Annotated in this window: 10 protein-coding genes; all 10 read right to left on the reverse strand. The window is 45.4% G+C overall.

The window, feature by feature from the left end:
• Positions 1-56: 56 nt before the first annotated feature.
• Positions 57-1,313, reverse strand: a complete 1,257-nt coding sequence (locus NO352_RS12025) for a methionine gamma-lyase family protein (protein WP_157267140.1) — start codon at positions 1,311-1,313, stop codon at positions 57-59.
• Positions 1,314-1,352: 39 nt separating this feature from the next.
• Positions 1,353-2,639: a GTPase HflX gene (hflX, locus tag NO352_RS12030; RefSeq protein WP_289355766.1), complete on the reverse strand. Its 1,287-nt coding sequence runs from the start codon at positions 2,637-2,639 to the stop codon at positions 1,353-1,355.
• Positions 2,640-2,733: 94 nt separating this feature from the next.
• Positions 2,734-2,901, reverse strand: coding sequence for a hypothetical protein (locus NO352_RS25140; RefSeq protein WP_353961254.1), 168 nt, complete (start codon positions 2,899-2,901; stop codon positions 2,734-2,736).
• A 686-nt stretch (positions 2,902-3,587) separates the two neighbouring features.
• The gene (locus tag NO352_RS12035) at positions 3,588-4,067 is read right to left on the reverse strand and encodes a hypothetical protein (RefSeq protein WP_005549856.1); all 480 of its coding nucleotides are present in this window, start codon (positions 4,065-4,067) and stop codon (positions 3,588-3,590) included.
• Between the two features lie 183 nt (positions 4,068-4,250).
• Positions 4,251-5,246 carry an AAA family ATPase gene (locus NO352_RS12040; protein ID WP_289355767.1) on the reverse strand — a complete coding sequence of 332 codons (996 nt, stop codon included), beginning with the start codon at positions 5,244-5,246 and terminating at the stop codon, positions 4,251-4,253.
• Positions 5,247-5,781: 535 nt separating this feature from the next.
• Positions 5,782-8,442 carry a PBP1A family penicillin-binding protein gene (locus tag NO352_RS12045; RefSeq protein ID WP_289355768.1) on the reverse strand — a complete coding sequence of 887 codons (2,661 nt, stop codon included), beginning with the start codon at positions 8,440-8,442 and terminating at the stop codon, positions 5,782-5,784.
• A 206-nt stretch (positions 8,443-8,648) separates the two neighbouring features.
• Positions 8,649-8,888 carry an RNA chaperone Hfq gene (hfq, locus tag NO352_RS12050; protein ID WP_005549853.1) on the reverse strand — a complete coding sequence of 80 codons (240 nt, stop codon included), beginning with the start codon at positions 8,886-8,888 and terminating at the stop codon, positions 8,649-8,651.
• A 50-nt stretch (positions 8,889-8,938) separates the two neighbouring features.
• Entirely contained in the window at positions 8,939-9,895 is a 957-nt protein-coding gene (gene miaA / locus NO352_RS12055) for a tRNA (adenosine(37)-N6)-dimethylallyltransferase MiaA (RefSeq protein ID WP_289355769.1), read from the reverse strand.
• Complete coding sequence (locus tag NO352_RS12060) at positions 9,870-10,664, reverse strand: class I SAM-dependent methyltransferase (protein WP_005549850.1); 795 nt, start codon at positions 10,662-10,664, stop codon at positions 9,870-9,872. The genes miaA and NO352_RS12060 overlap by 26 nt, the downstream gene beginning before the upstream one ends.
• A gap of 55 nt (positions 10,665-10,719) precedes the next feature.
• Positions 10,720-13,119, reverse strand: coding sequence for a DNA mismatch repair endonuclease MutL (gene mutL, locus NO352_RS12065; protein WP_289355770.1), 2,400 nt, complete (start codon positions 13,117-13,119; stop codon positions 10,720-10,722).
• Positions 13,120-13,178: the final 59 nt, after the last annotated feature.

The raw sequence follows: 13,178 nt of genomic DNA on the forward strand, positions 1-13,178 counted from the left end.
TTATCCCCCGGAAGTAAATGTGTCAATGGATGTAAGGAAATCTAACAAAAAAATATTTATAGCTCCAACAACCCTCGATCTACCATTGTTTGCAAGGCTGTCATTGCCCCAAGTTTTGCATGAGCGTACGTAAGCCCACCCTGCATGTAAGCCGTATACGGCTCACGAATTGGCGCATCTGCGGATAATTCTAAGCTGCCTCCCTGAATGAAAGTACCTGCCGCCATAATGACCGGATGCTCATATCCAGGCATGTCCCACGGTTCAGGAACAACATGCGCGTCAACAGCCGATGCTTTTTGAATGCCTTGAACAAATGCAATTAGATGATCCGCCGTATGGAAGCGCAGCGCTTGGATCAAGTCGGTACGAGACGCAGTCCAATGCGGAGATGTCTCAAATCCAAGCTCCTCGAACAAAGCTGCTGCAAACACACTTCCTCGTACGGCTTGTCCCACGATGCTAGGGGCAAGGAACAGCCCTTGATACATCGAACGAGTCATACCAAGCATAGCCCCCACTTCCCCGCCAATTCCAGGCGCAGTCAAGCGAGATGCTGCTGCCTCCACATGGGCACGCTTGCCTACAATATATCCGCCCGTTTCGGCAATTCCGCCTCCTGGGTTTTTGATGAGCGATCCGGCCATCAAATCTACACCAAGCTCCGTTGGCTCTTGAAGTTCGGTAAACTCTCCATAGCAATTGTCCACAAATACAATCACATCCGGCTTGATCCCTTTCACTTGCCGTACCATTTCACCGATCTGCTCTACCGTGAAAGATGCTCTCCAACCATATCCGCGAGAACGTTGAATGCCAATGACCTTCGTGCGTTCTGATATACTAGCGCGAACTTGTTCCCAGTCCACTGCTCCTTCCTCAGTCAGCGCAACCTCATTATAGGCCACACCCCAATCGCGCAAAGAGCCTGTTCCATCATGCTCTTGTCCAATTACCTTATGCAGCGTGTCATAAGGTGTACCTGTAATGTACAGCAGTTCATCTCCCGGACGCAGAACGGCGAACAGCGCGGTGCCTATCGTATGCGTACCTGATACAAAGTGGGGTCTAACCAAGCCTGCCTCTGCACCGAATACTTGTGCATAAACTTCATCCAGCACCTCGCGGCCACGGTCATTGTAACCATAGCCTGTAGACCCTGCAAAATGAAAATCACTAACGTGATGCTTCTGAAACGCCTGAATGACCTTCCACTGATTCCGCTCGGCGATTCGTTCTATCCCCCGCACCTGTCCGGCAATCTTCTCTTCTATTTGCTGCTCCAATTGCTCCAGTCTTGCTGTAAATTGCATTGTATTCATTCCCCTTAGTCCATTCCCATGAAGGAAAGCTTATTTCACTACGTAATCATTTAATTTGTAACCGTGCTGTTCAGCAGCAAGTCGATCCAAGCGAACCTTCAGCAGCAAATCGTTTTCGTCAATTTCTTGCTGCAAAACCTCACCCATTCGATAGATTAAGGCAATTAAATCTCCACGATCAGCCGCGATTCGGTAGGTTATTGTCTGTCCTGCCAATTGATCCTGCACAACCTGCCGAATCCGCTCCAAATCACCTTCATCATATGCACTAATAATAAAGTGACTTTTGTCATGGGGCAGCATTTGCCGCTGTTCGGGTGTACACAAATCCTTTTTATTATAGAGTACAATTTGCGGCTTGGCCCCTGCTCCCAATTGCTGTAGGATATCCTCTACAACCCGCATATGATCTTCACGCATCGGTGAGGAGGCATCCATAACATGCAAAATAAGATCCGCCTCATTCACTTCCTCTAAAGTCGCTCGAAAAGCAGCAACGAGATCATGCGGCAAATTTTGAATAAAACCAACCGTATCTGTTAACACAACTTCTTTCCCGCTTGGCAGCTCCCATTGACGAGAAGTTGGATCTAGCGTTGCGAATAACTGGTTCTCTACATATACATCTGCTTGTGTCAGCTGACGCAATAATGTCGACTTCCCAGCATTGGTGTAGCCAACCAGCGCAACTTGATAAGCCCCTGTCTTTTTACGCCTTTCTCGATGCAGATTGCGGCTGCGAACAACTTCATGAAGCTGACGCTTCAAATCAGAGATACGGCCTCGAATATGCCGGCGATCCGTCTCCAATTGAGACTCCCCCGGCCCTCTTGTGCCAATTCCGCCGCCTTGACGGGACAAGTTCTTTCCATGCCCTGATAGGCGGGGCAGCAAGTATGACAATTGAGCCAGCTCAACCTGTATAATACCTTCTCTTGTTTTCGCCCGTTGTGCGAAGATATCTAGAATAAGCTGCGTGCGATCAACAATTTTGACGTCCAATGCCTCTTCCAGATTGCGGACTTGGGCGCCTGACAGCTCTTGATCAAATATTGCGGTCGTTGCACCCAATTCATCGATCACTCCGCGCAGCTCCTGAACTTTCCCCTTCCCTATGAACCATCTTGGGTCTCGGAATTCACGCTGCTGTGTCATGGTTGTCAAAACCTCAACACCAGCGGTTTCAGCCAACTGTACCAGCTCGTCAAGTGAATATTGGGGATCAACCCCGCTTCTCTTGACATCATCCGTTATTAAAGTCACGAGCACAGCTCGATCGGGTATATTTTGATTTGTATGGTGAGGCTCTTTTCGCATTCGCGTGCATTCTCCTTATCGGTTCATCATCCATAAGACCATTGCACTCATGTTCAATGGCATATACGTTGTACAGTATACCTCATTTTCGCTCTCATTTTAAATCCTCTGGTTTTTTAGTCATTAATTCAAGCTTTCCCGGAGATTGCTGCGGATATAGCTGTAAAAGACGCATGCCTGATTGCACAGCCGACTCCATCACATTTCGAACTAACCGAGCATTACTTAACAGGTTAGGCACAAGTACTTTCTCATCTAACATAACTTCAATTGCGCCTGGGTAACCGGCATAAGCACGTAATCATGATCCTTCGCTATTAATTCTGCGATGTGCAGCCGCTCTTCCATAGAATAACTGCAATGATTTTATTTTCTGGGAAGTTAACCGCAGTCAATCTAATGCCACTTAAAAGAAGATTCTAAGAAATTATGAAAAACAAAAAAAACAAAAAAACAAAAAAAAAACATTGATAGATCATAGAATACTAAATAAAATAGTTTTGAATTTTTTTGGATGCGAACTTATGGCTCCCTGTTAACGAGATCAAAAAATAAATTGGCATTCTGTTGAAAAGAATTTGATTAAAGCACTTATTCTTAATGCGGAGCATAAGGAACTGGTTAATCACTTTAAAGAAACTAATCTTATAAATGGGGAAAGTTTTACGGTGTACGAAAAAACTATTGATGAAAATGGAGTTCAGTATTATCTAATAAGGACTAGGGGTGTAAATAACATTAAGCTTCCAGTCTTACATTTTCAAATGTTTTTCATGCATAACAGAGCATGTGGGAGAAGGAAGATGCCCAAAGTTCACATTAAGTGTGGAATAGGTTGATTCAAGCGACCTATATAGCGCAAGATGAATTGGAATGAAAGTTTGATTTCACTGTATATAGCAAACGGGAGCCTTCTTAATAAAAGGCTCCGAGTTAATGGGCTAATAGTTAGTGATATTCTTTTCCCTGATAGATAACATACCCAACAGGTCTGTGGGTAAAATGGATTACTGGAGATCTATCTCGATTATCTTCAGTGGCATATGCATGACCATGATCTATGTATTCGCCTTGCAATTCAATCTCTTGTCCCTCAGCAATACCACTTATCGGCTCTGCTAATCCCATATGATCGCCATATCGGATTGCTACAAAAGTATCCTGTTTCATGTCAACTAGAGAAGCAGGGGCTCCTTTAATGCTAATTAGTTCATTAATTTTAACATCAAAATGTTGGTGCATCGCTCCTCTTCGTTCTCGATCAGGATATACTTTTACAATAGTAGCCTTAACATGCACAACAGGAGCATGCAGGGACAATGGATGTAGTTGATGACCATATGAATCATTGGTGATCGTATGTCCAAAATGGGGGTGCTTTTCTAAATTGTGGTGGTGACGATTAAGTAGATACTGATGACTAGACACTTTTGAATCCTCCTTAAATGTGTGATGAAAAGTAGTGTTGCCAAAAGTGCCTTATATATTCGATAAATAAATGAAATGTCGTGTGCCTAAATAGATGGAATAGATAATGCCCGTTTATTGGTAATTAAATTATGTATTCCAAACCCCCTCTCTGTAAATTGAGGTGGATTTTTTTCGATATAATCAGATAAAACTAGGAATGTTGATTCGTTCCGTGTCATCATCTTTATTTGCAAAGTCATCATAAGTTAAGTTTCTTAAATTTGCTTGTGATAACTTACCTTTGTTGTACTTTATTAATCTTACTGCTTGATTACGAATTGCCTTCTCGATTAAATTTCTAATAAAGCGCCCATTACTAAAATTATAATTATCCTCTTTTTCTTTTGTGATCAGTTCCTTTATCTTCACTACTGCCTCTGGAAGGATTACATACTCTCGCTCTAAGGCCATTTTGTAGGCTATTTTGAGCAATTCATCATTTGAAAAATCAGGGAAATCGAGATGAATTGAAAATCTTGAAGGTAGACCTGAATTTGTTAGCAACATTTCATCCAATTCATTTCTATACCCTGCAATTATAAGAATAAATTCATTCTTATGGTCTTCCATAAGTTTCACCAGACAGTCGATGCATTCCTTACCGAAGTCTTTCTCACCACCTCTTGCAAGACTGTATGCCTCGTCAATGAATAATACCCCGCCTAACGCTTTCTTTACAACCTCTCTTGTCTTTTGTGCGGTGTGACCAATATATTCTCCTACAAGATCAGCCCGATGTACTTCAAGCAAGTGCCCCTTGCTTAATAAGCCCATTGTCTTAAAAAGTTTTGCAAGTATTCTCGCAACACTCGTCTTACCCGTTCCTGGGTTTCCTTTGAATATCATGTGGTATACCTGTTCATTAACCAGCATTCCCTCGTTCTTACGGTGCTGATTAATTGTCAACATGGCGTAAATTTGAAATACCAATTCTTTAACCTTATCTAAGCCAATTAGCTCATCGAGTTCATCAAAGATTTTTGCATACTCCTCTATATGTTCACTTTCTCCACCACTTTCTTGAGCAGCAGGTGGTATAATATTTACTTCATTGCGAATTTCGCTTTCTTTACTGTTATTGAATACGATGCTTACTTTATGATCTTTTGTTGTTATAGATCTATTGTCAGAAGCCATGGTATCACTTCCTGAACGTTATCATTTTCCCACTCAATATAGTCTCTAAATCTTTCTGAGAATTTAGTCGGGCACGTGCCTTTAGCGATATCGTAGTTAGATTGTATTTACGGAATAATGTTTTTATGTCCCACCAATTGCTTTCAATGTCCTAGCAAGGTCATCAAAGAGATCTTTAGTTGCAGACACATTTAAAACCCCAAACTCTTGTGTTAACCCGCATGCTTATTGCTTACCAAAATTCTTTTTCTCCACCGCGAGCCAGGCTGTATGCTTCATCAATTTGTCGATGTTTCAATATATTCTATCGCCTTACAGGTTATTAGCAGAGTTTGTATCTACTATAGCTAATCCCGCTTGCTCTATTCCTATTCACGCCCACATTACAAGCAGAAGCAGATTCAAGACCTCCTTTCACATAAGCAGGCCATAAAAAAGAGTGTGCAGCAACCTACTCTGCACACTCTACACATCCCCTTATGCTGTTTGATACGGACTGTTCATGTAATTGTCCAACACGCGTTATCTATTTATCTCAAGCTGCTTTATTCACGTTAGATTGAATTTCTACAGGAGCATCTTCAGTCCCCGCTCCGCCATCTTTCTTACTGCTGTTATCCTTCTGACCACCATGATTATTGATGTGATTCGACTCTTTCGTGCTGAGACTATTAATCCCTGTGGAGCCATCATTGGAATTATTGTAACCTGGTGTACCGGATCCCGAGGAACCATTATCCTCTGGCGAGCCAGAATTGTCACTGCCATCTTCATTACCTGTACCGTTATCGCCAGTTTCCGGCTGCTGGTTATCCGGATTTTCCGGTTCAATCGGCGGCGTCGGATCGACTGGATTTTGCGGATCCTCCGTTGTCGGAGGATCAACAGTCGGCGGCTCAACTGGAGGCGGCTCAACAGGTGTTTCTTCCTTGATCGTCACGGACGCTTCATTCGATTTGCCCGACTCCTCTGTTGGCGTTGACGCAATTATATAATACGTATAGGTTTCGCCAGGGAAGACACCAATATCTTCTGCTCCAGTCTCCTTAAGTCCTTTCAGCAACTGAGTGAACTTATTATCCTTGGAAGACTTCCGATAGACCTGATACGAAACATTATCTCCAGATACTCGATTCCAGCTCAGCGTCACACTCTTCGAATTTTCAGAATACGAGGCGCTTAGTCCGCTAACTGCCTTAAGCTCCTCTGGTTTCTCTTCCACTTTATCCGGCTTGTTGAACGAGCCTGCCTTCTTGCTTTGCAGCGCCTTGCCCATAACCTCACTGAACATCTTTGACGCTCCGCGGCTGCTCTCATGGATAAGGTGATTTCGGTCAGTCTTGTCATATCCCATCCAGACAGCTGCAGTCCATTCCGGTGTATAGCCAACAAACCATGCATCTCGGTCGCCCTTGCCATTGTAACCTGGCACGGAATGCTGAGTCGTACCCGTTTTACCTGCAACAGTACGGCCGCTGATTTGTGCATTTTTACCTGTACCATTCGTAACGACTTCGCGCATCATTTCAGTCATATAGTAAGCCGTTTTCTCACTCATGACCTTTTTGCCTTTTGGTACGTGATACACATAATAGTCATTGTTTTTACGGTCTGTAATCTTCGCAATTGTATAGGAATCATAATAATTCCCTCCGTTTGCGAATGCATTATAAGCCTCTGCCATGTTGATCGGTGTAACCCCATGCGTCATCCCGCCCAATGCGATTGACAAATTATAATCGTCATTCGTCAGAGGGAAGCCAAGATTTTTCGCAAAGTCAAACCCTTTCTTCAGGCCAATATCATTCAGTATCCATACGGCAGGGATGTTGATGGAACGTCTAACCGCTTCCGTCATTTCCACTGACGTCGTATAGCCCCCAAGGTTCGTTGGACAATAATTGCCGAAGCATTGCTTCTCATTGTTCAATCTCGACCACGGGAAATACTTGCCCGTCTCCAGTGCTGGCGCATAGGACACGATTGGTTTGAAAGATGATCCGGGCTGCCGCTTCACAGTAGCACGATTCAATCCTTTGCGGGCGTAATCCCGGCCCCCTATCATCGCGATGATGGAGCCATTGCTATGATCCGTAATCACCATTGCACCCTGCATTTTCGTGTCATCCTTGCTCTGCTCGAACATTTCGTCATTATTGAATGCATTGAACATAATGCGCTGAGCGTTGGCATCCATCGTAGTATAAATATGATAGCCGCCACGATACAGCTCATCCTCGGTAAGTCCTGTTTTTTCTGTCGCTTCCTCTATCATGTAGTCAATGAATGCATTGTACGCCTCGTCTTGCTTATTCTCCGATTTTGCCGAATGCCCCGACATTTTCGGATCGTAATCCACCGCCGCTGCGCTCTTCGCCTCTTCAGCCGTAATATAGCCTTGTTCATACATCAGTTGAAGAACAACAGCTCGGCGTTCCTTCGAACGCTCTGGACTCGACAGCGGATTATATCGCGACGGCGCTTTTGGAATAGCTGCCAAAGTCGCTACTTCCCACAGTTTCAAGTCATTTAAGTCATCTTTATTGAAATACACCTTCGCTGCAGCTTTGAGACCATATGCATTTTTACCGAAGAAGATTCGATTCAGATACATCGTTAAGATTTCGTCTTTCGAGAAGTGATTCTCAAGCGCCAGTGCGATCGATACTTCCGTAGCTTTACGGAAAAATGTCTTGTCACTCGTAAGGAACATATTCTTGGCAAGCTGCTGTGTAATGGTACTGCCGCCTTCAACAAGGCTGCGCGATACAACGTCCTTTACCATCGCTCGTCCAATCGACCACAGATCAACCCCAGAGTGCTCCTTAAAGCGACGATCTTCCGTCGCAATGAATGCATTGCTTACGAACTCCGGAATATCTCTCGGCTCTGCGATTTCCCTATGCTCTATGCCTTTGCCCAGCTTCGCAAGCTCGGTACCATTTATATCATATACTGTGGATACCTCCGCCAGCTTGAACATATCCGCATCCTTATATTCACGCATCAGCCGCTCTCCGTTCAATAGTACGAACAAATAACCGCCAACGGCACAGAACACGGCAAATGCCGTCGTGAAAAACATAAGCCAAAACGTTTTTTTCCAAGTCCATTTCTTTTTCTTCTTAGCTTTGTGCTTAGGATTTCCATGTGCCGGTTTGCGCGTAAGGTGTGCTGGTTCTTTTTCCCTTGTCATCTGCATCCGACTCCCTTTATTTCTTTGATAGTCTCTCTCTTCATACCTTGTTGAGATACGATTGAAACATATCCCTCATACTTATACCCAATATGACTACGAATGAAAAGAACAACCCTTCAGGGTTGTTCGGCAGCGACTATATTCCATTAGACGTGATGGAGGGGCAAAAAGTTTCATTGGCAATCTGCCCCATTCCATGTCAATTACGCCTCGTTCTGATGATCTTGCATCAGGGATACGTTACGTTGCGGCGTGAATGTGGAAATGGCGTGTTTATACACCATTTGTTGACGTCCTTCGCTATCAATGACAATGGTAAAGTTATCGAATGCGCGAATGACACCACGAATCTGGAATCCGTTCGTCAAATATACGGTCACTGGAATGCTTTCCTTACGCAATTGATTCAAAAATGTGTCTTGAATGTTAATAGATTTATTCATCGTCCGTACCCCCAATAATCATGAGATTGTGTTGAAATATATTCAACCTGTTATCGAAACTTTCCTGCTATGTGCTTACAAATTTTTTCAAATTGTTGATCCGCACGTTCTGAATCCGTGACATCAACCCAGTGAATGTCCTTCATGTGACGGAACCAGGAGAGCTGGCGCTTTGCAAATCTTCTCGTGTCGCGCTTGAGCAGCTCAACGGCAGCATCCAAAGACATTTCACCCTCAACATACGCTGCGATTTCTTTGTAGCCAAGACCTTGCATCGATACCAGATTTCGTGAGTAGCCCTGTGCAAGCAGTTGGCGCACTTCTTCCACCAGCCCCTCCTCCATCATCATATCGACTCTTGCCTCTATTCGTTTATATAGCATCTGCCTATCCATTGTCAAACCTATGATGCAAAGCTCGAACGGAGATTCCTTCTTCTGACGAGCCAGTTGGTTCGATAACGGTTCGCCTGTGAGATGGTATACTTCCAAGGCTCGGATTACCCTGCGCTGATCGTTTGGATGCAGTCTTTCCGCTGATTCGGGATCCACTTCGCGCAAGCGCTCCAGCAATGCCTCATTGCCATGAGCAACAGCAAATTCCACCATTTCTTGGCGAAATGCATCGTCTGCGCCGTGATCACTGAATTCAAAACCGTAGCAGACGGATTCCACATAGAGTCCCGTTCCCCCAACGATAAATGGGGTATGATTGCGGCTTGTTATCTCATCGATCAAATTGCGACATTGTAATTGAAAATCGGCGACGGAATACGGTTCATCCGGATCCAATATGTCCATCAAATGGTGCTGAATTCCTTCGCGCTGCCCCAGCGGAAGTTTTGCTGTGCCAATATCCATTTGCCGATATACCTGCATACTGTCACCAGATATAATCTCACATTGGAACTCCTTAGCCAAGTCAAGACTAAGCTTCGTTTTCCCAACTGCAGTCGGACCAATGAGTACAAGTAGTTTCGGTTTATTCCTTATCGTTGCCTCCGGCAATGTCAATCACCCCATATGCCAATTTCGCTCCGGACGGTAACACACGGGTAAATCCTAGCCGGGCAAATTCTTCGCTGTTCTTTACTTCCTTCATGACCACTCTCTTGCGAGCTACACGGCAAGCTTCTTTAATCGCTTCGTGCGTCAAGGCTTCATGGTTCGCCATCGTCCGCAGCGGATCTATCGATGCTGAGCTCGTTACAGGAGAACGGAACATAGGATCGAAGTATACCACATCTACAGAACGGCTCGGAAGTGAGCGGAGCATGCTTAGATGATCGGCCTGCTTCATTTGAATTCGACGCATTGCCTGGGTAACCTCTTCAACACCACTTTCATACAGCTGCAGCCCTTCATGTACGAGCGCGAACAGCGACGGCTCACTCTCCAAGGCAGTAACCCGACCGTTCGGGCCCGCCGCAACGGCAAACACCAGCGCATCGCCTGCAAGTCCGGCCGTACAATCCAATACCTCATCACCAGGCTGAATGCCGCTCGCAGTTATCATTCCATCTGCATCACCGGACAAAATGCGCTTTGCCCGCACATAGGCCATACTAGGGTGATAGGTCAACTCAGTGCTGCCTAGCTTTAAATAGCGTACACAATCATTTAGGTAGACGAGAAATTCATCGTCGCCATATCTGCGCTGCATGCGAGGCAATGTCTGATTCCGGCGTTCAGCATAGTGCCATCCGAACAGCTTGGCCATCTTCCGTGCCCGCTCTTTTAGCTCTGGTGACGTATACTCGCCTGTCGTGACTATCATTTGCTCCTCCTCATTATATACGCTGGGGAAAGGGAATTACAAATCCTCGCCTTTCTTACATTACCCGCTTAAACATTTTTTCCAGATCGTATGTGGTAAATCGAATAACGATCGGTCTTCCGTGCGGGCATGTAAATGGCTGACGACATGTTCCCAATCTTACAAACAGCGTCTCTGCCTCAGCTGCTGTCAAGCGCTGATTCGCCTTAATCGATGCTTTGCAAGAGCACATCGTTGCTGAGGCTTCTCTTAATTTCGCAATATCGGGCGCCTTCTCGTTCAACACCCAATCTGTCATTTCTTGAATGATATTGGCTTCTTCCCCCTTAGGGAACCAGTATGGATGAGAACGAATCAGGAACGTTTGCCCGCCGAACGGCTCCATCACGATACCAACCTGCTCCAGCAAATGCATGCGTGAGCGGATACGCTCAGCATCAGCAGGCGTAAACTCCAGCGTAATTGGTAGAAGCAGCTCTTGAGAGGCTTCTACTGGCTTGCCGAAGCGTTCAAAATAATATTCATAATTGATTCGTTCATGCGCAGCATGCTGATCAATTAAATACAGTCCTTCTTCGTTCGATGCTATCAAATATGTGCCATGCAGCTGACCGATATAAGATAGTGCTGGGAATTTCGGCAATGCTGCACTGTCTGCGCTTCCTTCCTCGGTCAACCATTCCTTCCACTTCTCCGTGCCAGCCTTCGTTGCGGACTGCCCGGCTTGCTGCTTCGAATTTGGATACGACTGATATGACTTCGCCTTCGAATCCGAAGCCCCTGCACTGCGGCCTGAATAGGAGGTCGATGGCTCTCGAATGCTTTCACCCGACTCAATGCGGTTCGCAGCCAATTGCGAACTTGCAGACTCATCGGGTACAGAGAAGCGCTCACCATGATCTGCTGCTTGTTGATGTACTTCTGGTCTGTCCACAGCATCCTCATTGCCAATCGCGGAAGCTTCAGGCTGTATAGCCGCATCAGAGTTTGCATCAGTGCTTGCATCAGTGCTTGCATTAGTGGTTGCATTAGTGGTTGCATCAGCGCTCATTTCTGATTGCAACAGAATCTTCGCTTCGCTTCCTTCCACCAGCCTTTCAGGACGGTTTGCCAGTTCCCTTACAACTGCACGACGCTGTGAAGAGGAATCAATGGAAGATTCGGAATCATTAGAAGCGATACCAGAAGAATCATTGCCTTTATTCTGTTCCCGATTCTCAGCGGATTCTTGGCTGCGATTTACGATTAACTGATTGGATATCCGAGTCTCATTAGCAGAATTTTGAAAAAATTCCTTTGCCGAAGATGAATCTGATGACGAATCAGATGCTATGACCAGCGCTCCCATCGGCTTCAACTGCTTTTCTTGATTCGCTGCAATCGTCTCTGCCGCTTCCCATTGCAGCTCCGCTTGCTCCACGTACGTTCGTACCTTAGCCTTTGCGGGAGCAGCTTCTGGAATAAGACGCTGCTTGTGCAGCAATGTCTTCACGGTTTCTTCAATGAAGGCACACAGCTCGGCTTCTTTGCTAAAGCGCACCTCCAGCTTGGCAGGATGTACGTTGACATCCACTAGCGAGGGGTGCATGTTAACATGAAGCACAAGCATTGGATAGCGATTAATGGGCAAGAACGTATGATATGCACGAAGAATCGCTTGATTCAGTGGAAAGCTTCTTACATATCTGCCATTTATCATCCATGACATCGCATTGCGGTTCGAACGAGTCAGCTCAGGCTTGCCAATATAGCCTTCCACCTCGAAATCCAAATGCTCCCCTTTAATATGCAACATCCCTTTTGCTGTCTGAACACCGTACACAGAAGCGATAACCTGCAGCAAATCACCATTACCGATTGTTTGCAGCAGCGTATGCTCATTATGCTTCAGGGTGAACGCGATATTGGGATAGGACATTGCCAAACGATAGATTAAATCAGAGATATGGCCAAGCTCTGTCTGGATCGTCTTCATATATTTCAACCGCGCTGGCGTATTATAGAATAAATCGCGAACCGTGATTTCCGTTCCCTGCATGGATTGTGCTGGTTCAAACGATTTAATCGTGCCGCCCTCAATAACAAGGCGTCTGCCTAAGCCGCTCGAATCTGTTGACGTTACCAGCTCTACCTTGGCAACAGCCGCAATACTCGGCAGTGCCTCTCCACGGAACCCTAAGCTGCGAATCGAGAATAGATCCTTTCCTGTCTGAATCTTGCTCGTCGCATGCCGCAAAAATGCATTTTCTGCGTCATCATCACCAATACCAGAGCCATTATCCTTAACTCGGATGAGCTGCAAGCCCCCTTCCTCTACAGACACATCAATGCGTGTTGCTCCTGCATCAATCGAGTTCTCAACTAATTCTTTTACAACTGAAGAAGGCCGCTCCACCACCTCGCCAGCGGCAATCTGGTTGGCAATATGCTCGTCCAACACTTTAATAATGGCCATTTTTGACACCTCCCTAGCTCCCGACTCTGATAGAAATATTCACCATTAAGAATCATTTT

Origin of the sequence: Paenibacillus sp. S-12 (genome assembly GCF_030363895.1) — a bacterium.
Lineage (GTDB): Bacteria > Bacillota > Bacilli > Paenibacillales > Paenibacillaceae > Paenibacillus_B > Paenibacillus_B alvei.